The 20,199-nt window shown below is 42.5% G+C and carries 24 protein-coding genes; 8 read left to right on the forward strand and 16 right to left on the reverse strand.

The window, feature by feature from the left end; all coding sequences use genetic code 11:
* The 4 genes from NM125_RS10255 to NM125_RS10270 form a co-directional block, all read right to left on the reverse strand.
* Window positions 1–885, reverse strand: coding sequence for a hypothetical protein (locus NM125_RS10255; RefSeq protein WP_255134827.1), 885 nt, complete (start codon window positions 883–885; stop codon window positions 1–3).
* Window positions 882–1,346: a hypothetical protein gene (locus tag NM125_RS10260; protein ID WP_255134828.1), complete on the reverse strand. Its 465-nt coding sequence runs from the start codon at window positions 1,344–1,346 to the stop codon at window positions 882–884. The genes NM125_RS10255 and NM125_RS10260 overlap by 4 nt, the downstream gene beginning before the upstream one ends.
* A 9-nt stretch (window positions 1,347–1,355) precedes the next feature.
* The gene (locus NM125_RS10265) at window positions 1,356–2,108 is read right to left on the reverse strand and encodes a PspA/IM30 family protein (RefSeq protein WP_255134829.1); all 753 of its coding nucleotides are present in this window, start codon (window positions 2,106–2,108) and stop codon (window positions 1,356–1,358) included.
* Between the two features lie 75 nt (window positions 2,109–2,183).
* Window positions 2,184–3,527, reverse strand: coding sequence for a thymidine phosphorylase (locus NM125_RS10270; RefSeq protein ID WP_255134830.1), 1,344 nt, complete (start codon window positions 3,525–3,527; stop codon window positions 2,184–2,186).
* 50 nt (window positions 3,528–3,577) lie between these two features.
* On the opposite strand from NM125_RS10270, the gene NM125_RS10275 reads away from it, so the two are divergent.
* The 4 genes from NM125_RS10275 (at window position 3,578) to NM125_RS10290 (ending at window position 7,543) form a co-directional block, all read left to right on the forward strand.
* Complete coding sequence (locus tag NM125_RS10275; protein WP_255134831.1) at window positions 3,578–4,690, forward strand: 4-phosphoerythronate dehydrogenase; 1,113 nt, start codon at window positions 3,578–3,580, stop codon at window positions 4,688–4,690.
* The gene (locus tag NM125_RS10280; protein ID WP_255134832.1) at window positions 4,691–6,427 is read left to right on the forward strand and encodes a T9SS type A sorting domain-containing protein; all 1,737 of its coding nucleotides are present in this window, start codon (window positions 4,691–4,693) and stop codon (window positions 6,425–6,427) included.
* 92 nt (window positions 6,428–6,519) lie between these two features.
* Complete coding sequence (locus tag NM125_RS10285; RefSeq protein WP_255134833.1) at window positions 6,520–7,011, forward strand: hypothetical protein; 492 nt, start codon at window positions 6,520–6,522, stop codon at window positions 7,009–7,011.
* On the forward strand, window positions 6,998–7,543 hold the full coding sequence (locus NM125_RS10290) for a hypothetical protein (protein WP_255134834.1): 546 nt from the start codon (window positions 6,998–7,000) through the stop codon (window positions 7,541–7,543). Before NM125_RS10285 ends, NM125_RS10290 begins: the two co-directional genes overlap by 14 nt.
* Window positions 7,544–7,576: 33 nt before the next feature.
* Here NM125_RS10290 and NM125_RS10295 read toward each other — a convergent pair whose 3' ends face one another.
* Window positions 7,577–8,401: a hypothetical protein gene (locus NM125_RS10295; protein WP_255134835.1), complete on the reverse strand. Its 825-nt coding sequence runs from the start codon at window positions 8,399–8,401 to the stop codon at window positions 7,577–7,579.
* 139 nt (window positions 8,402–8,540) lie between these two features.
* Between NM125_RS10295 and NM125_RS10300 the strand changes: the two genes are divergently transcribed.
* On the forward strand, window positions 8,541–9,911 hold the full coding sequence (locus NM125_RS10300; protein ID WP_255134836.1) for a glycoside hydrolase family 3 N-terminal domain-containing protein: 1,371 nt from the start codon (window positions 8,541–8,543) through the stop codon (window positions 9,909–9,911).
* Between the two features lie 66 nt (window positions 9,912–9,977).
* Here the strand turns inward: NM125_RS10300 and NM125_RS10305 are convergent, their stop codons facing one another.
* The gene (locus NM125_RS10305; RefSeq protein WP_255134837.1) at window positions 9,978–10,394 is read right to left on the reverse strand and encodes a DUF6567 family protein; all 417 of its coding nucleotides are present in this window, start codon (window positions 10,392–10,394) and stop codon (window positions 9,978–9,980) included.
* Between the two features lie 191 nt (window positions 10,395–10,585).
* On the reverse strand, window positions 10,586–11,080 hold the full coding sequence (locus NM125_RS10310) for an anthrone oxygenase family protein (RefSeq protein WP_255134838.1): 495 nt from the start codon (window positions 11,078–11,080) through the stop codon (window positions 10,586–10,588).
* Between the two features lie 234 nt (window positions 11,081–11,314).
* Here NM125_RS10310 and NM125_RS10315 point away from each other — a divergent pair, with 234 nt between their 5' ends.
* On the forward strand, window positions 11,315–11,782 hold the full coding sequence (locus NM125_RS10315) for an aminoacyl-tRNA deacylase (RefSeq protein WP_255134839.1): 468 nt from the start codon (window positions 11,315–11,317) through the stop codon (window positions 11,780–11,782).
* A 48-nt stretch (window positions 11,783–11,830) separates the two neighbouring features.
* Here the strand turns inward: NM125_RS10315 and NM125_RS10320 are convergent, their stop codons facing one another.
* From NM125_RS10320 to NM125_RS10345, 6 genes are all read right to left on the reverse strand, one after another.
* Window positions 11,831–12,277 (reverse strand): hypothetical protein, encoded by a 447-nt coding sequence (locus NM125_RS10320; protein WP_255134840.1) that lies wholly within the window; start codon window positions 12,275–12,277, stop codon window positions 11,831–11,833.
* Between the two features lie 175 nt (window positions 12,278–12,452).
* Window positions 12,453–12,950: a DUF3592 domain-containing protein gene (locus tag NM125_RS10325; RefSeq protein WP_255134841.1), complete on the reverse strand. Its 498-nt coding sequence runs from the start codon at window positions 12,948–12,950 to the stop codon at window positions 12,453–12,455.
* Window positions 12,951–13,443: 493 nt separating this feature from the next.
* Window positions 13,444–13,692, reverse strand: a complete 249-nt coding sequence (locus NM125_RS10330) for a hypothetical protein (protein ID WP_255134842.1) — start codon at window positions 13,690–13,692, stop codon at window positions 13,444–13,446.
* A gap of 129 nt (window positions 13,693–13,821) precedes the next feature.
* Window positions 13,822–14,268 carry an SRPBCC family protein gene (locus NM125_RS10335; protein WP_255134843.1) on the reverse strand — a complete coding sequence of 149 codons (447 nt, stop codon included), beginning with the start codon at window positions 14,266–14,268 and terminating at the stop codon, window positions 13,822–13,824.
* A 203-nt stretch (window positions 14,269–14,471) separates the two neighbouring features.
* Window positions 14,472–14,936 (reverse strand): DUF3592 domain-containing protein, encoded by a 465-nt coding sequence (locus NM125_RS10340; RefSeq protein ID WP_255134844.1) that lies wholly within the window; start codon window positions 14,934–14,936, stop codon window positions 14,472–14,474.
* Window positions 14,937–15,474: 538 nt separating this feature from the next.
* Window positions 15,475–16,419, reverse strand: coding sequence for a M28 family metallopeptidase (locus tag NM125_RS10345; protein ID WP_255134845.1), 945 nt, complete (start codon window positions 16,417–16,419; stop codon window positions 15,475–15,477).
* A gap of 211 nt (window positions 16,420–16,630) precedes the next feature.
* Between NM125_RS10345 and NM125_RS10350 the strand changes: the two genes are divergently transcribed.
* A complete protein-coding gene (locus NM125_RS10350) occupies window positions 16,631–17,431 on the forward strand; it encodes a sensor histidine kinase (protein ID WP_255134846.1) in 801 nt (266 codons plus the stop codon).
* Window positions 17,428–18,141 carry a LytR/AlgR family response regulator transcription factor gene (locus NM125_RS10355; RefSeq protein WP_255134847.1) on the forward strand — a complete coding sequence of 238 codons (714 nt, stop codon included), beginning with the start codon at window positions 17,428–17,430 and terminating at the stop codon, window positions 18,139–18,141. The genes NM125_RS10350 and NM125_RS10355 overlap by 4 nt, the downstream gene beginning before the upstream one ends.
* Window positions 18,142–18,282: 141 nt before the next feature.
* On the opposite strand, the gene NM125_RS10360 is transcribed toward NM125_RS10355, so the two are convergent.
* The 3 genes from NM125_RS10360 to NM125_RS10370 all read right to left on the reverse strand — a co-directional run bounded on the left by NM125_RS10360 (window position 18,283) and on the right by NM125_RS10370 (window position 20,094).
* Window positions 18,283–18,648: a glyoxalase superfamily protein gene (locus tag NM125_RS10360; RefSeq protein ID WP_255134848.1), complete on the reverse strand. Its 366-nt coding sequence runs from the start codon at window positions 18,646–18,648 to the stop codon at window positions 18,283–18,285.
* Between the two features lie 51 nt (window positions 18,649–18,699).
* Window positions 18,700–19,242 carry a cysteine hydrolase family protein gene (locus NM125_RS10365; RefSeq protein ID WP_255134849.1) on the reverse strand — a complete coding sequence of 181 codons (543 nt, stop codon included), beginning with the start codon at window positions 19,240–19,242 and terminating at the stop codon, window positions 18,700–18,702.
* A gap of 93 nt (window positions 19,243–19,335) precedes the next feature.
* A complete protein-coding gene (locus NM125_RS10370; protein WP_255134850.1) occupies window positions 19,336–20,094 on the reverse strand; it encodes a TatD family hydrolase in 759 nt (252 codons plus the stop codon).
* Window positions 20,095–20,199: the final 105 nt, after the last annotated feature.

The following is a 20,199-nucleotide window of genomic DNA, read 5'->3' on the forward strand; positions in this document are numbered from 1 at the left end:
CTATTCTTTGACTTTCTTAGCGGGTTTTATTTCCGTTTGTACCTCATCAGAGAGTTCATCCAAAATGGAATCAAAATCCAGATCGTTCTCCCATTCGGTAGTGTACTCGGGTAAAATATCCTGATCTAAGTCGTCAATCAATTGTGAAGTTTCTTCTACTTCGGTCAGCAGGTTATCAAGCTGGAAGCCGATCTCTTCCGGGTTGCTCATGGTCATAGACTGCTCGTAGATATACCTGACGGCATCTTCGATGGTTTCCAGATGCGTTTCGCAAACCAGGTATTTCTCTTTGGCAACGTTAAATTTCTTGAGTCGCTTTTGCATAATGGCAACACGGCGGGCTTTTGTGCGCTTCAGCTTCTCTGATTCCAGCGTCTTGATTTCTTCAATTTGCCGTATCACTTCTTCCTTCAGGCTGCTTTCCAGAGACGTGTTCAAATACACTTCGTAGCGTTTAATCAGGTCAAGCAGGGTCAGATAATTTCCGAGCAGTTCGTCGATCTTCTTCCCGATGTTATCCAGCAGGCCCTGCGAGCTGTATGGTAATTTCTCGAAGTTTTCCTGTACCAGTTTAGCCAGGTGTTTCAGTACCAGGAATCGTTTTTGGGATTTATTATCAAGCGACTGAAACAGCTCTTTTTCGTTATTGGCTGCATGGCGTTCTTTAATCTTCTTCAGTTCCAGTTTTTTGCGGAAGCGGGGCAATTTGGGGACAATGCCAAGGTACATGAGTTCCAGGCCGAATACAGAAGTAAGTAAAAGGCTGGAGAAATCCCCCAAACCGGTCATAAAAAAAGCCGTAAGCGTGGAAACCAGCAGCACCCCTAAGTTGATGGGGTTCATGAAGGCTTCCCGGGTATAATTGATATTCAGTTCGTCACTCATGATTCAGGTTCTGATGAATTATCTTTGCTATCTGAAGATGGCTTTTTATTACCAATAGTTTTCTCGGTACGGATTTCATCGGCATGTTTTTCGATCTCATTATAGAGCATGCCCATTTCGGCCTTCACTTGCTTCAGAGTCTGCTTGGCTTTCTGCTTCTTCAGTTCTTCGTCAAGCTCTTCTTTTTTAATTTTACTGCCTGCAGTGGTGTCTTCGTCTTCCAGGCTGTCCATAGCTACATCAAGCCGGGCCTCCACGTGAGAGACCTTTTCGCGCACTTTCCCGAGAAACTCATCAACAGTCCCAAGAAGATTGTCAGCATTCATGTTATTGACTGCCTGGGAGATCCTCCCTTTCTGCTCGGCTCGTTTAAGCCGCTCCTTCGCCTCTTTAATACGCCGATAGTGCTCTTTGTATTCTTCTTTGAGACGTTCCCGTTCTTGTTCACTTTTGCTGCTCATGGCGATTTCCTATGAACTGCTTTTTTCTTTGTTGCCAACAGTTTTAGAGCTGTCTTTTTCCTTAGCCGGTTCTTCTTCATCAATGTTGATGGACCCGCTCTTCTCACCCATTTCCATCTTGAACTGCTCTACTAAGGACTTGGCGCGCAGTTTCTCAGCATTGGCTTCGATTTCCATGGTTTCAGTATCAATGCTGTCGAGTGCGATTTCCATACGGGCTTCGTTTTTAGCAGACTGCTCGTTGATTCGGTTAATCATCTCATCGTGAGTAGCATCAATTCCGCCAACCTCAAACTGTTCCAGCGTATCCGCAATCTTGGCTTGCCATTCGGAGCGCTCGCTTGCACGCAATGCTTCTTTGGCTTCCTGGATTTTGCGATCTTTTTCACGCATGAATACTTTTTTCACCTTAATCGCTTTTTCGTAGGCTTTTTCAGCAAAGGCAAGCTGATCTTTGGTGTGTGCATAATTTTCTTTGGCTTTCTCTAATTGAAGAGCATATCCCTCGGCAATATCATCACGATCGGCCTGGATGGCGGACTTCACTTTTGCCGTCAAATCCTGAATCGCTTTTTCATTCCGATTCATTTCTTTTTGGAGCATCAACAGGTTGGCTTTAACCGTAGCGATATTCTCGTTCATCTGGGGAATTTGGTCATTCAGATCCCGGATGTTTTGCTCAAGGATGAGCTTTGGGTCTTCCATTGAGCTTATTAAGCCACCGAACATGGACTTGATTGCGCGGATAAATCGTTGAAACATAGTACTTTCCTTTATTTTTTAATGCCCTGTTAAACTACAAACTAAATTAACCGATTATTAGTGTATTTCAAGCAGTTAAAGCTCAAATGCCCTGCTGCCTTTTTTGTCTATTGTATGACTCACCAAATGCACTGCTTCGGGTTTAGTTTCGGCAATAGTAACTGCCCCGAATAATTGCTCGCTTGCAGCGTCTATTGCTGATGGCTTGTTCGTAAGTCCGGTCAAAATTGTTTCACCTTTTGAGATTTTGTCTCCAACTTTCTTTTGAAGCACAATTCCGGCCTGCGGATCTACGTCATCTTCTTTGGTTTTTCGTCCGGCTCCGAGTTCTACTGAGGCCATTCCTATTTCAAAGGAATCCATAGCTGAAACGTAACCATCCTGTTTTGCCTTAATTTCAAACTCAAATTGGGCTTTGGGGTATTTTTGGGGTGATTTAATCATTTCCACATCCCCACGCTGTTCTTCCACAATATCCAGCCATTTCCGGAAAGCGGCTCCGTTTTCAATTTGCTCTTTACTGAGCTCAATACCTTCGGAAACATCTCCGGCTTTACCACCCAGGTAAATCATGGTTCCCGCCAGTAAATGGGTAATTTCCATGATATCATCCGGGCCGTTACCGTGCATGGCGTCAATACATTCTTCTACTTCCAGCCAGTTTCCGATTTTATAGCCCAGCGGCTGATTCATATTCGTCACATATGCGATGGTTTCTTTCTCAAACTGAGTACCGATTCCAACCAGTGCCTCTCCCAGCTTTATGGCTTCTTCTGTTGTTTTCATAAAAGCGCCGGAGCCAACTTTCACGTCTAAAACCAATGCATCTATACCTTCCGCCAGTTTTTTACTCATGATGCTTCCGGCAATCAGCGGAATAGATTCTACCGTGGCTGTTACATCACGCAGGGCATACAGGCGCTTATCGGCGGGGGCAATTTCTTTGGTTTGACCGGCCAGTACCAAATTATGTTTACCAATGATTTCCTTGTAACGCGCGAGATCCATATCCACCGTAAAGCCGGGAATGGATTCCAGTTTGTCTAAGGTGCCTCCCGTATGTCCGAGTCCACGCCCGGAAATCATAGGAACCGGCACTCCGGCTGCCGCTACAATAGGCGCGAGAATTAGCGAAAGCTTATCCCCAACTCCACCTGTTGAATGCTTATCCACCTTTTTTCCGGCTACGTGAGACAGATCAACAATTTCCCCGGAATGCAGCATGGCTTCAGTAAAGGCCGCCGATTCCTCATCATTCATCCCGTTTAAAAAAGCCGCCATCAAGAAGGCGCTTATCTGATAATCGGGGATCTCATCGGCGGTATATAAATTAATGAGATGCTGTATCTCCTCTTTCTCGAGGGTTTTTCCATCCCGTTTTTTGCGAATAAGTGAAACTATATTGTATTTTGAATCCATATTGAAGTATAGGCTTAATCAAACTTTTTTTCTCACTCAATCAGCATTTTTTGATACACGTTTCAGCCGACCAAAATCTGTATAAAATCAAAGAGCTTATCCCACCCCAAACAGAGCTCTCCCTGTACGACCCCTCACAGGGAATTCCGGATCTTTCTCAGGCTGATGCCATGCTGTTGCGAACGGTAACTCATTTAACTGAAGAATCTTTCCCAAATCCGCCTGCTACACTGAAATTTATTGGCACCGGATCATCCGGAACCGATCACCTTGATAATGAACACCTTGAGGGAAAAGGAATTACCCTTGCCAGCTCCAATGGATGTAATGCCCGGGCGGTTGCTGAGTATGTAATGACAGCCCTATTGTTGTGGAAAGAGAAAAAGCAGCCTAAGGAATCATTTGGAAAAATCGGGGTAATCGGTGTTGGCAAAGCCGGGTCTGCAGTTGTTGACTTACTTTCCAATTTCGACATTGACTGTGTGCTTTACGACCCTCCCCGGCAGCAAAGAGATCCTGATTTTACTCCTGCTTCGCTGCAAGAGGTTTTGGATTGTGACATCCTCACCTTTCATGCTCCCCTTAGTAAAAAGGGACCTCATGCTACCTACCACTGGCTGGATGAAGAAAAATTAGCCGGCAAATCCTTTAAGTTGATTATCAACGCTGCGCGGGGTGGAGTGATTGACGAGCTGGCCCTGATGAAATATTATGTGGAAGGGAAAATAGGGGATTACATTCTGGATGTGTGGGAAAGAGAACCTGACTTCAATACCGAGGTAGCCAAACATGCCTTCATAGCTACGCCGCATATTGCCGGCTATTCTGAACAGGCAAAAGTAAATGCCACCAAAATGATTTGTGATCAGCTGGCTGCTTTTTTTGAGCTGGGTTCCGGTTCGGCTGATTATGAAATACCGGAACGGATTGAAGACCTGGCTCATATTCAATACGACCTGACCAAGCTGATCACACGCCTTAACCCAATTCTGGGATATGATAAAGCATTAAGGGATTTATCCGACCGGCCGGATAAAGGAGTTCTCTTCCGTAATTTAAGGAATGAGTGGCCGCTTCGGTATGAGTATGCTTCTCTTAAAATTCGTAAAGAGTTACTCAGGGAGTTCAAAGAAATTCATATGTTAGGTGTTCAACCTATTTAAATGACTCCAAATGGTGTTTTTATGCGGCCATGCACCAGTAAAACATTTCTACTTTCCCTTTTATGGATATCCTTTACAGGATTAGAGGTCCTTTCCGGACAGCCTGTACAATATTCGGTTGAAGATTCTGCGATAGCTCAGGTAGGTGATGATTTTTACGGGATTCAATATCACTCCAACACCTACGACTCTCCCATACTTCAGGAAAAATTATCTGAAATTCCCATTAAAAAAGTCCGTATTTGGGCAAGGCCTAATCAGATCCGGCCAAACATTGAAGAATGGAACTGGTCGGGGCTGGATAATAAGGTCAATGAAGTAATCGATGCTGGCTATGAGCCTATCGTGTGTATTTTCCAGGCTGAAGATTGGTACACCGGTACCCCGGAAAACCCCTGGTGGAATGACACCACTGCAGTAAATCAATGGCTTACATTGTCAGAAGAACTGGCAGGCAGGTACGCAGATAAGATTGAGTACATCATTTTGTTCGATGAGCTGAACTACCTGCACCAGGACAATCCCTATTACATTTCCTTTTCGAATGCTGCGGATTTATTCATTCAAACAGCTTCAACGATTAAGGCTGTTGAGCCTGACTTAAAAGTTGGGGGACCTTCAGGATTCAACGGGTGGGAAAATGGGCATTGGGGCAATTACGTTTTCAATCAAACCGAACACGATACCTTACTCGATTTCATTTCTTCGAATATTTTTCTTTCGTGGGATAAAGATGATTCCGATCAAACAATCATCAATAAAACCATATGGTATGAGGAAGCCCCGATGAAAATCCGGAGTATGCTGAACTCCACCCACTCTCCCACACTATTGCTGGATGCTTATAATGCCTCGGCACTGTGGACTATAGATGGAACCAAAGACGGTGAGTTATGGACCGATCCCAGAAACGTGAATACTTTCGGTGGAGTTTACCAGGCACTCGCCCAGCTTCACAGCGTTAAAGGAGGTTTTGATATCACCCTTAAATGGGAAACAATTGGTGGCTATGGCATCTTCAATTGGTATCCTGATTTCAACGAACTTCCCACCTATTACAGCTGGGAACTCATGGTCAAACGCGGAGGCCTGAGGCCCGGATCCGAGCTAATCAAAATCAACACTACTGAAAATCCCATACAGGACCTGCCGCATCACTCGGGTATGAATGTGGATGGCTACCGGGTGCAGCCGTTTGCAATCCTGGATTCCGAAAACAACATCACGGTTATTCTTATCAACAAAACAGACAGCCTAAAGGAAGCAAACATTACTCCTCCGACTGACATGAACAGCTTTCAGTTGTATCAATTTCATGAATTCCGGACGCAAGATGCTTTGGCAGCGGTTGATTCAGGCAGCGTGGATGGTAATTTAACTATGGAGCTCCCTCCGCTAAGCATCAACATAATCAGTTATTCCGAAAGCAGCCTGCTTACGTCAACAGAGACAGAGGAGTCAGGCTCTGAACCCGACCATTTCACCCTTTTTCAGAACTATCCCAATCCCTTTAACCCTACTACTTCCATTGCCTTCAGGCTTTCAGAAGCAAGCTTTGTACAACTCTCCGTTTATAACGCCCGCGGACAGAAAGTGAAGGGATTTTATGGAAACCGGTTACCTGCCGGCGAACATTCTCTGCTATTTGACGGGAGCGGACTTTCATCCGGTATTTACTTTTATCGGCTTACTGTTGACGGTCAAACTGAAGTCAGGAAGTTTGCGCTGATCAAATAGCACCCTTTTCTATACAGAAACTATCAGTAGTATTTTTTCTGAAATTGTTGCATAATCGAGCTACCGAATGTTGCTAACTATAAGGACGCCGGATGAATAACAAGATTAACCTCCTTATCACTACCTGCCTGTTTGGCCTGTTATTTACGGGATGTAAAACCTGGCATACGCTGGAATATGAAACCTCCAATCAGCCCATACAAATGGGGTCCCATTTATCAACTGTTCCTTTGGATACCCTGGGTGTAATTAGTGGATATTATCGCTTCCATTCTGAGGACGCTGTGTATTCTGAAGCAGAAAACATTGCGGTGACTTTAGGTGGAGATGAATACGTTGAAGAAAATATCACGACAACCATTTACCGTTCGCTGGATGATAACCCCTATCACTTCATTGCAGATGGTGTTTTCCAGGTTGAAGTGGAACAGGGAATGACTTTTTGGGGATTCTTGAGAACGGTAATTGCCGGAGCTATAACGGGTGGGGAATCAACCGGCGGGGAGTTCTCGACACAGACCATTCGTCATTCCGGGGTTGTCTATAAAATAACACCTAACACCAATCGGGATGAAAACGAATAACACCAAACTGTTTTCACTGGCAATCCTATTCTTAACCGGAGTTCTTACATCCGGATGCTCGGTGGGTGCAAAAATAGCTGTGAGTGCCACAGATGTGCAATACCCCGTCTCACAAACCAACAGCTTTTACACTCAACAGAATCAGCTTACAACGGAAGATCAGTACGAAGCCTTAAAGGATTTCAGCTTCACCTTTACAAAGTGGGGTATTTCTTCAATGATTGAGATCAAAAACAGTGAAGATATATCCAACCGACTCAACAAAATCATCGAAAAGCATGATGGGGATGCGATCGTCAACCTTCGTATTTCTGTAAATAACCCTGCCGGAAAAAATGGCCTTTTGTGGTTTTCCAAAACACTAACCACAACAGCTTCTGTTCTCTTTACTTTTCTGGCAATAGCCGATCCCCAGCCCGAATTTACGGCCATAGCTGTAAGTTCAACAGGACTCGCTTTATTCACTCCCGCCGCCGCGGATGTTAAAGTGGAAGGAACCGTAGTGCGAATAACTGAATTCACTTCTGATTAAAAATACTTTGATTATCGGTCTGAGTTAGGCACTTCACTCTCCATGCGAAAGATGGTCGATATCTATTGTTCCTTCTCTGGTGAAAGTGCTGTTCCATTCAGGCTGATTCATCAACTTTTTCAGCTCAACCAATACTCCATTTACCTCAGCAACAGGATAAACAAGGCGCAGCCCGTGGCTATAGTCCTCATAATCTTCAGTATGAACGGTTGAAAGCGGCTGAATAGGATCATCCACAGCATAATGCCATCCGTAAATAGCCACTCTCCCACCTTGTTGTGTCAATCGATTTGTAATCACAACGTCCTTCTTATGTCCGGCAACCAGTCGCCCGTTTTCAACTCCGGCAAGCTGTTCCTCTATCATCTTATTGTGCCGGCGGTAGTAGTCATTGCTTCTCATTTGTTCACCGGGCTTCATCGGAATGGGATTTAACCTGGTATGAGCCTTAGCATAAATGGAGTCCACCATAACCGATGTGGGAAGGTACATATTAGTAGCCCTGGCAATCTCTCGAGAAGAAGGCTTTGAAAGTGGTATCCGGATGAAATCTTCATTGGTACCTATGGACATATAGTCGGCGGTCACCCAGATCTTCGCTGTTTCACCACGGTCATTTCTGAATTGTACCGGAATCAAACCCCGCAAAAATGATGGAACATTTCCTTCTAAAATCCAGCTTACAGCCTCTTGCTGACGGGGTTTATAATCAAAGGAAGCTGTTTGTTTAAGGAAGTCACTGCCGGTTTTAGTTTGCGAGACATCAGGATGAGGCAAATCCAAAACCGGTGTTTGCAACGTATCCTGAGCACTCACGGAAGTGTTTAGCATCAGCAATAAAATCAATGTGTATTTCATGGGGTGAATCTTACATGATTAGCTATCAATATACTTCCCCGTATAAGATTTTTACAAAAAAAGAACCCGCCTTGTTTTTTTAATCTAATTCAAATGCTTAGGATTGGCAGTTCATTTTCACTCTTACAAGACATTGCCCTTGAGACGAATAGCTACTTTAGGTTTACTCACTTTCTTACTCTCCCTCCCCCTGCTTTCCAAAGCACAGACCCTTCAGCAAAAAATTGGTCAGATGATTATGGTTGGGGTTGAAACCAGCCAGGAACACCAGGATTCTTTGAAATATGATATCGAGCACCGAAACCTGGGCGGAGTGTTGTTGTTCGCATACAACCTTCGCTTTCCCAGCCAGATACGTAGCCAAAATTCGAGATTTCAGGGACTGGCAGACACCCCTTTATTTTTGGCCACAGATCAGGAAGGCGGTATTGTAGCCCGCCTTGATGAGCAGAACGGCTATGAGCGAACTTTCTCGGCACATAAACTGGGCACCGAATTCAATTCTGAAGATTCCACCCGAAAGCAGGCCACACTTATGGCCGGCTGGATGGCCAATACCGGGTTAAACATGAACCTGGCGCCGGTAGTGGATGTAAATGTTGATCCAAACAGCCCAGCTATAGGCGGACTGGATCGCAGCTTTTCGACGGATGAACAGGTTGTTTATCAGCATGCCTCCTGGTTTGTGGATGAATTTCATAAACAAAATATAGCCACCTCACTCAAGCATTTCCCCGGTCATGGAAGCGCTGTATCTGACTCCCATGAAGGGTTTACCGACATCACCGACACCTGGGAAGACCGTGAACTCGACCCTTTCCGCTTTCTAATTGAAGATGGATACAACGATGCCGTTATGACCGGACATCTATTTAATCAAAATTGGGATGAAGACTACCCGGCCTCCCTCTCTTCCTATGCCGTCACCGACATTCTGAGAGACAGCCTTGGATTTGACGGCGTTGTGATTTCCGATGAGCTTTTCATGGGTGCAGTTCAGGAAAATTACGGGATGGATGAAGCTATTGTTCAGGTAGTGAATTCTGACACAGACATTCTTTTGTTCAACACCAATTTGTATCAGGATAAATCCCTTCCGGCCTATATCATCTCACTCATTTCAGAGAAAGTAGAAGCCGGAGTTATTGATGAAGCAACCATCACCGCTTCTTATAATCGCATTATGGCTCTGAAGGATACCCGCATCCCAACCAGTAACGAAGTGGACTATCAGCCGCAGGAGCTTCCCGATCAGGTTGACATCGCCAACTACCCGAACCCCTTTAATCCCTCCACTACCATTACGGTGTCTTTAGATCAGGCGAGCCAGGTACAAGTACAAGTCTTTAACTCCATTGGCCAGCGGGTGCAAACACTTGCCCAAACACAGCTCTCATCAGGTGTGCATAACTTTACTTTTGACGGAAGAAGCCTCAGCTCCGGCATGTATCTTGTGGTTGTGAGTACTCCGGAAACCCGTCAGGTTCACAAAATGATGCTTATCAAATAAAGAGCATAAAAAAAGTCCACCGCGCCTAAGAACGATGGACTTTAGCATCTGTTAGATTCGAATAGATCAGTCGAATTCGATTACATCAGCTGTGATGGTAACCTTCGCTTTGGTATAAAGAACAAAGTTGGTTGTACCTGAATCGTACTGGATATTAACCAGCGCCAGCTTTTTGCCTTCTACCGGAAAATTAGCAGCTTCAAAGTTGGCCCAGAGATCTTCGCGGGCATCTTTGTATAATGTTTTGCCTTCTCCTAAAGGAATAAGTCCCAAGGCATTTGTTGCCATACCCCAGGAATAACTGGCGCCCAGAATATATGCTGATTCTGAAGAGCCGGTAACGTTTTTGGCAATAATGGAGTAATTACCCTCGCTCAGCTCTACTTGAGTGTTATTGCTTGCTACAAACATTCCGGCATTGCCACAACCAGCAAATAATAACGTTGATGCCAGAAGAATGATAAGTTTATATGATTTCATCATGAAGAATTTTGATTAAGGTTACGTTCTTTAAAAGCACCGACAGAGAAGTGAACTTTTGATGAAGTTCCAAAGGGTTTCCTGCCCTGCTTTTTTAGTCTGCTTACCACAACGAATTTTAACCTAAAATGTTCAGACTATTTTTGGAAAAGCATGGATTCCTATTGAAAGCCCCGGCTGAAGCCGAAATTCTTTTACTGCAGGAAAAGCAATAAAATGAGCAGTAAGGCTGTGATATTAGAAAAGGCCGTGCGGATTACATTCCATTTAACCCACTTTGCCTCAAAATTTGTGCGGGCCATTTGCTGCTCCGCGTCATCCATTTCATCCACATTCAGGGTTTGCAGAATATTGTTCAATGGGATATTGATGCGTATGGTAGGCAGTTGCACTCCAATCAGATATGTTGATACCGCCAGGGTCATGAAGATCCACCCGATGGTGTCCAGTTCTCCTACCGCTAAAACAGCAGTTATGACCAAAGCTATGATGGAGCCCACCCAGAAGATCATAAACAACGCCTGACCGTTTTGAATGACCCGATCAATAGCCTGGAATGCTCGGATAAATTCACCATCATTCAGATTCTTAATACCCGGCATTACCACAATGGAAAAAGCCATTAAAAAACCACCCACAACTGAACATAAAAAGGTGGCAAGGATCAGTGCAATTTGAAAAATATCCATAGGTAGTGTCCCCTAACATGCAGATGTGTTAATAACCAATTAGCCTTAAAGAATGTAGCTAAGCCACAAACATAAATCCAGTCTTTGGTAAGGGTTAAGATATTCTCATTTCTGGAATTCTCCCTCCTGTTAATACACTCTGCCACAGAGGTTTGAACCTTATTTTGAATGGTGGTAACACTATTTTAGTTTTATGGATATACGTTTTGATCTAAAACTTAAACCGGAGGTTTTATGCCATTGAACAAGCTGATTGATTACCTGGATGAACATGACAAGAAGTATATAGTTGTGAAGCACTCTCCTGTTTTTACTGCTCAGGAAGTAGCCGCTTCCGCTCACATCCCCGGAAAGAATATGGCCAAAACCGTAATGGTGAAAGTAGATGACGCCATGATGATGGTCGTACTTCCTTCAACTCATAATGTTGATTTTGATTCCATCAAAGAAGCCATTGGGGCTAATGAGGTTGAACTGGCTTCCGAGGAAGAATTCGAGGAGCTATTTCCCGATTGTGAGTTGGGAGCCATGCCCCCGTTTGGCAATCTATATGATTTAGAAACCCTGGTTGCTGAATCTCTTACGGAGGATGAAGAAATTGCCTTTAACGCAGGAACCCATAAAGAGTTGGTAAAAATGAACTACCGGGACTTTGAAGAGCTGGTTGAACCTAAAATTCTGCCGGTTGGAGTACGGGCATAGCAAAACAGGTTGATCTATCCATACCGTTAAATAAAAGGCCCTGCATCGTTAATCAGGCGTATTTGTCCAAACGATGTCGTCTTTGGAAACCACCAAATCAAAATAGTCGGAATCTGAAACCAGGGTGGAAATATCGACAGGGCCGCCTACTTCCATCATCGGTTCTCCCCAAAGTCCCACTTCGGTTGGTGTAACGCTGTACACGTGATACACTCCGTTGGCATTTCGGGCATGTAATCCATCTTCCGAAATTTCATCGGCCGGGAACGCTATTTTGTGGAAGGTGAAACCATCAAAGCTTCCACCACCGCCGCCAAGCATCGGGGGTTTTTGCACATAACTCTGCACGGAGGCCGAAATAGTTATTAAGTCCTGACGAACGGCATCGTTATTCATAGAATTAGAGGCATCCCCGAACACCGTAATGGCGATAACCGTTGCGATACCCACTAATACTGCTACCAGTATCACCAGAAGTAGTTGTTGCTGTCCCATATGCCAAATGTAGATTTATTTTGCTGTATAATATTGAAGTATGGGAAATATCAGAATTAGAAATAATTTAGGTTCTTCTCGCCCAACGGGTTTCGGAGATAGAAAAGCTATAATCTATTATCATTCTAATGGCCGAAACTCTGTTGGGCCGGGCTAATGATTATAAAAATTACCATCAATAGTATTTAATCCAGTATAGTAGAAAAGGCAATACAGCGAGTAGAGCAGTTGTAATTATACCAGCTATTTCGGGTTTAATCAGATAACTTTTTTCCGGCTTTTTAGGATTATAAAATACAATAACACCGCCCTCCTGATTCTTTTTTATCCTGCTTAACTGTTTTTTAAGGATAAACCTGAAGTTATGGGAGGCCACTACCGTCCAGGCAGTTAACCTGTGCCCCTTGTATTCCTTGCCATTCACCTGATATGAATAAGCGGTTTCTGTGATATAATCATCTTCGCTTTTATCCCACTCAGCAGCTCCAAACCTTTGCAAATCATTTTTTATTAACGTTCCGGCTACCCCCGGCCATAAACTCGTTCTTATTTGGTAAACAACAGAAATCAACAGTACGACACATGTATAAACTGCTGCCCAGAAGAAAACCCCCTGGGTTGATCCCGCAAGAAGTAAACTCCACATTTCTGATAGGTATTCTGTCAGGTACATCTCAATCCTATCTATTTCCTCATTAATATTCGGACGCCCTTAGGGCCAAGCAGATAAACCTCGCTTGCAGAAAATGCATCGGGCGGCAACTTAAAAGATCTGACTTCCCTTAATACAAGCTCACAAAATTGATCTGGTGTGTTCTTGAATAACCATATTTCAAGGTGATCCGGACTTTTCTCTCTGTATTGAAGGGTAAACTCCTGGTTTTTATTGCAGCCTTCATACTGAAGATTTACGATCATTGAATCACTTGAAATTACAGGGAATTGGTCAGTTTGTACTACACGGTACCGATAACCAAAAAGAGCATTTATACCTTCAGAACCGGTTAAACATCCAGTAAAGAATAGAAGCGGCATCAGATAAAGAAAGACTTTCATATCAGTGTTCATGAATTGCAAAACCAACGGATTTCATAGTCTGTCAGGGGCTAATTCCTATGTTTTTTGATTTGCCTGATGTTAACTCATACTTGGGCCCTATACAGAAGCTATTTTGGATCAAGCGACATAACATAATCATAACTCTGGCTAAGATACTTTGCTAATTTATCCAAATCCTCAAACATATGAGTCGGTACCAGAACATAACCATGCATAACCGAATTATACGATTTGAATAAACCGCTATCCCATTCCTGTATATATTTTTCCTGAACTTCCTTCGAAAACCGAATACCCAACTCACCATCTTTATTCAACAATGAAAACATATAGCCGTTTGCTGATGTATGAGGCATGGTCTTTCCTTTTCTAACAAAATCGGGGCATTTTGCTACGAGCTCATCATATATTGCTAATCGTTCTTCCCACATACTATTGCTCCTCCACAAATTCTTTTAATTACTTGATCCGTTATAACCGCTTATTTAATTGCGGTTAAGGTGATTCTCTAAACCAAGCAGTCCACTTTCCAGTGTTGATTCCATTTTACCTTTCATAAGTCCGCTCATCCACCCAAACGGTGCTTTCATTCGGTACCAAAATTCTTGTATTACCAGTGTTTGCCCTTCCCGGCTCTTAAATGAAAACTTACTCTCAAGGAACCCCATTGGTATAGATGATTCAATGAATTTAACCTTAAAAGAGTCTTTATCAACCCATTCGGTTATTTCCTCTACTATATACCCCTTCTTAGGGAAGTCACAATGCCTTCTGGTTCCTATACCACTCCTCCTATCTGAGACTAACCTTGAGTCTTTTACCTCTGGATTGTAGTCCGAAACATTGCCAAAACCGAGAGCAACTGTTTCCCAAACCATCTCTAAAGGCCGGTCTATTGTTTTCTCAACTTTTAAATAAATTGGCTTTCCCATTTTCCCCTTCCTTTTTTAAATGAATTTGACCCTTTTACGGTAACCCCTTCAAAGTGTTAGGTCTATTTCACAAATAGAATTTGAGGCAATATGATTAAAGTGGAAATAAGTTCAAAGCAAGAAGGCTGGATGGATGGGGTTCAAGTCCTCGTATTCAGCAAGTCAGATATATTCATTATCAGATGGTCTGAATAAATACAGGGCTATAGGTTCCCCTGTAAGTTCATTATAGTTACCACAACTCCAATCAAGACAGCGAGTATCGCAAGAATCAAATCACTATACCGCTTACTACCTTTTCGATGCCCCGGAATGAGTACGGATTCGGAAGGTTCAGCCGGATTGTAGTACACATCAACCGGACTATCAGTAGTATGATCCTCAGCAAATTCGGTGGTTTCCGGGTACATCAGGGTATAAAAGGCGACCACTGTACCGGCATACACTTTATCATGAACTGAATAATCATATTTAACGGACAGCTTGTCAGCATCAATCATTTGGCCATCAATATTTCGCTTACCCCACAGGTTTATACTTACCAACTTCCCACTCACCTTCGGCCAATTTTGACTCGCTAATGCTTTTTTGTGATTTCTTAAGGCATAAATCAATAAATAGATCCCAAGAAGGGAGAATGCTAATCCGGCACCTAGAGGAAGATTCATCGCTATAATGTATGACGTATATCGCACGCCTGTTTAAAAATTTATAGAAGTAGCGAAATTAATTCCTTTCAATCAAGTTCCATGGCACCCATCCAGGCTGGCCCGGTCAGCCGGGAAGGCTAAATGTTATATGCGTTACTTGAAATTATTCTCTTTCTATCCTTCCATATATAGGTGCCTGCAAATAAAAAAGCTACGCTAAGCAAAATGCTCATTGGTCCCAGTTGCCCATCTATATGACCTTCCGGAACCGGTTTTACGAACAGGTTAATCATACTCAGCGAGAGCCTTATTGTTGACCAAAGGATGATTAAAGAAGACCATAACCCCATACTTCTTTCGAAAGCAGTGGGTGATTTTTTAAGGCTAAATAAAATCAGGCTCAAAATTGTAAGTATGAACAGCAAAGGCACAAAACTTCCGATCAGGGCATAGACTATACCTTTGTGGATAAAATATGTAAGCGAAAGGCCCAAGCATATACTAAAAAGCCGGTTTTGATGAAGTGTGTTGATCAATTGACTCGTTAAATTTTTCATCACATCACCAGTTTTTTAATAATCTCTGCCACAAGATTTGAGCTTGACAATAAGTAGCTAAAATCTACTGTTTCAAAGGTGTCTTTGGGGGTGTCTTTGTAAGGAGTGGAATCGCGGTGATAAAATAATTCACCGGCTCCGATCACGTGGTAGCCACCGGGAACAAAAGCATCAAAATCTGTTGAGCTTACCTCGTATCCAATCGGATCAATGACTATTTCATGAATTGGGATATTGTGAGCAGCAGCGGTTTCTTTATAGATTGACCGTAACGATTCAGATGGAGAAAAGATCTCCATCGCTTTATCCTGGTCCTCATCCCAGCCAACCATATCAAAACAATGCACGGAGTGTATATTCCATTGTTCTTCTTTGATGAGATTCAGAAAGGCTCCGCTCCCGATCAGTTCTTCCTCTTCCTGGTCAAAAAATACCACAACAATATTTTTGTCTCTGTATTTCATTTCAGCAACTTCTTGTACAACGCTGTAAATGAGGGCAATTCCAGTGGCATTATCAATGGCTCCCGGAGCATTTCTCTTTCCCGTATCATAATGCGCCCCAAGAATAATGTATTCATTGCTGGATTGGGTAGCGGGAAGAATACCATACACGTTAGTCCCACGAAATGGGCCGATGATCAAATCAATAGCGGGATTGAGGTTGGGTGACTTATAGTGTTGCTCTTGTGGTTCAATTTTCAATTGCAAAAGCAGCTCTTTTAAATACCTTCCTGTTAACTTGCGTTCTTCTTTAGACCAGCGGCTTACAATAGTAGTGTTATTAGCCAGCGTGTATTCACCGGATAAATGCCCGACAATTTGTTGCTGATATTCGGCTTTTTGCTCAGATAAATCTTCAATTAAAAGGGGATGAGAACTATCATTATTCTGACATCCAGATAGGGCCCTTACTATGACTATTAATACAATACATGCTCTCATATCAGTTTATTTAGTTGATGATTGCTCCGAATGGTATCAGCTCATTCTTTATTCTAAAATTATTCTGGACAGATTAGCTCCCACCAAGGGTAGAAAACACTTCACAAGTTTCAGACTCAGTTCAACATGTCTGGCCGGTGGTTCATAAACTATCAGCATGAATTCGTACATAATCTTTGCCCCATAAGACTTTGGGAAGTACTTTAAGCAGATGAAATTTTGGCCAACATACAGGCGAACCATATTTACAATCACCCTTCTGATTGTATCTATTATCGGGATGGCGGAGTACAAGCAACAGCTGGAGCAAGAAAAACTGCTGCAATATGAAGTCTATTTCTGGACTTTTGCGGTTTTGTTTTGGGGAACACTGACCGGGGTTATTTTCACCCAGGTTTATGATCGCTGGGAATCTTATCAGCAGCTTAAAAATGAGCATGCGAAAGCTGAATTGGCCTTATTGAAAAGTAAAGTTGATCCTCATTTTTTCTTTAATACCCTGAATAATTTGTATGGCTTAACAGTTGGTAAATCAGAAAAGGCGCCCGATGTAATTCTGAAGCTTTCTGAGATTATGCGGTATGTAATCTATGACAGCAGTGATGAGCGGGTGTCATTAAAAAAAGAAGTAGAGTATCTGGAAAAATATATTGAACTCTTTAAAATACGTTTTCATAAGAAAGTTGATATTTCCTTTTCCAGCGAAATTGAAAATGAGAATGAATTAATTGCCCCGCTGATATTGAGTATTTTTGTTGAAAATGCGTTTAAACATGGGGCTGAGCAGCTCATTGAAAATGCCTTTATACATATTTACCTAAAAGCTGAAAACGGAACACTGAATTTTCTGGTCAAAAATAATTTCAAAAGAAAAAAAGACACCACTAAATCAGGCATCGGTTTAACCAACCTGAAAAAGAGGCTAAAACTCATCTATCCCAAGAAACATCAATTAGCACTCCAAAAAGATGAACGTTTGTTTACTGCGAATCTAACAATTAACCTGCGATGATTAAGTACCTGATCATAGATGATGAACCCATTGCCCACGGGATTATTGAAAAATACTGCCAGAGCCTTCCTCATTTAACCAAAAAAGGGAATTGCTACAACGTGAAGCAGGCTTATGAGACATTGTTCAAAACAAGCATAGATTTGATCTTTCTGGATATAAATATGCCGGAGATCTCCGGGTTTGAATTTTTACGTTCCCTTTCTAAACCCCCTCAAATAATCGTTACATCTGCCCACCGGGAGTTTGCGATTGAAGGTTTTGATTTGAATGTATGTGACTATTTGCTGAAACCCTTCTCTTTTGAACGGTTTATGAAAGCAATAAATAAAGCCTCTGAGAACCTGCAAGATAATGAGGATATCCATGTGGGCTTTAAATCATCTGATTCCAAAGATTCTCAGCTTTTTGTGAAAGTAAAGGGTGAAAACAAACAATACCAGATATCTGAGGATGACATACTGTTTGTTGAGGCATCGGGAAACTATTCCAAAATTTTTGTAGAGAACATGGAATATATAACCCCTCAAAAATTATCTGAGATCGAAGAAAAGCTTTCAAAAAATACATTCATAAGGATTCATCGCTCATATCTGGTATCGAGAGAAAAAATTAAAAGTATAGAAGGAAATCAGATTGAAATCTCAGGACGTAGCTTGCCGATTGGACAAACCTACAAGGAGCAGGTAAGAAGCATTCTTGACTTGTAAGTATTTTTCTCCCTCGAATAAAGGATGGGTTATATTAATTCCCAATTGAATCCTGTTCCCAGACTAAACCTATGTTCGAACCATACCTGAATCCGTCGTTAAAGCGCTTTTTTTTAATTAATTAGATCTTTGAATCTACTCTCATATTGTTTCGTTGAATCTTAATAAATTTCCAAAGGGATCTTCAATTTCCATTTGCAAAGTTTGCCAATCAGTTTCTGAAACCTCGGGAATAGATTTAGCGGTGTTTCTTTCGACTAATTCATTGTGAAATTCTTCAATGCCCTTGGTGTCGATAAATATTATTACCCCTGTTTGAAATCTCTTGTTTTCGGAAAGATGCAGAGTTAGCTCATTTCTTGAAATCTGCATATACACCGGTTCTGATGGAGCAAAACGATGTTCCCAATCAATAGTAAATCCAAGGAAATTAATATAGAACTCAACAGCTTCATTATAGTTGAAGATTCTGAAAGTTGGTATACCCTTGAATTTGATTTGGCTCATGGTTTTTGGTTTAAAGCATAACAGCCCAGCGATAAGCAGCAGGACATCAATTTAAAAATGGCTAAACTCAATCTCGTTTTCTGCCTTTAGTGATACAAACCATTCATTTAGTAAAGAATTATGATGCTCAATTATTTGCGATGCAGTAAGGTCGTCAGTATTCCAGGTGCTGTGAGAATCTTTAACCAATGTCACGTCATAGCCAAGACTAAATGCCCTCCTACAAATAGTATCTATACAATATTCGGTCTGGATTCCAGCTATTATCACTCTGCTAATTTTATTTGAATCTAATATGCCTTTAAGGTTTGTATCATAAAATGAATCAGGAGTATGCTTTTGTACAGTAAAATCATCATTTGTGATATCCAGACCGGGGTGGATCTGCCAATCGTTTGTACCCTGCTCTAAAGGATGTCCTTTTCCTCCATTGTGTTGAATGAATACAATTGGGATCACCGCATTTCTTGCTTTCTCTATCAATCGCGATACGTTTGAAAGTAACTTTTCAGACTCAAAAACTGCCGGGATAGTCGCTTCATTAAAAACGCCAACTTGCATATCAACAACTATAAGTGCCGTATCCTTTGCCAAAACAACTTTGATTCAATAGTGTTAAAGTTTTTTTGCATAACACCCTTTTACGCTCTCCTAAGATAATACCTTACCCCTCATTTTCAACGGCAATCAAATCCCAAATAACCGCTTCGCCGTCTCCGTGGTTTTGGTGTCTATTTCTTCCAGGCTCAGATCAAAAATGTCGGCAAGCTTTTGGGCAGTGTATTTCATGAAGGCCGGTTCGTTGCGTTTGCCGCGCTTTGGGGTGGGCGACAGATACGGAGCATCGGTTTCCAACACCATCTTTTCCAGCGGGAGCTGAGCTACAGTTGTATCCACTCCCCCGTTTTTAAAGGTCACCACGCCGCCGATCCCGATATGAAATCCAAACCCGATGGCCCGTCTGCCTTCTTCCGCCGTTCCGTTAAAACAGTGCCAGATGCCGGTCAGGCTACCATCCTGCTCCTCTTCCAGGATATCCAGCACATCATCGGTACTCTCCCGGTTATGGATAATAATTGGCTTTTGAACCTGCTTTGCCACCTTACAATGCAGGCGAAGGCTTCGCTTTTGCTCCTCCACATGATCGGTACTCCAGTAATAATCCAGCCCGGTTTCTCCCACTCCGTAGATATCTTCTTTTGAACAAAGCCCGAACAGTTGTTCTTCAAAATCATCCGGCAGGCTCTCCACATCGCAGGGGTGTATGCCCGCCATTTTGTAGAAATCAATTTCAGAATGACTCAGTTTGTTCATCTGCCCCAGCGAATCGAAATCGATAGCCGGCATGAATATGGCTTTCACTCCGGCTTCTGCTGCTCGCCGGTTTACTTCAGCACGGTCTTCATCAAATTTAGGGAGGTATATATGGGAATGGGTGTCTATCACGTGGTTGGTACTTGTTTAATTAAAATGCCACTAAAGATCCCGAATCCATTTCATGATGACAACCAAATATCCGGATCCATTCCGAGCGAGGAAGTATACCAAATT

It is taken from the genome of Gracilimonas sediminicola (assembly GCF_024320785.1).
Classification (GTDB): domain Bacteria; phylum Bacteroidota; class Rhodothermia; order Balneolales; family Balneolaceae; genus Gracilimonas; species Gracilimonas sediminicola.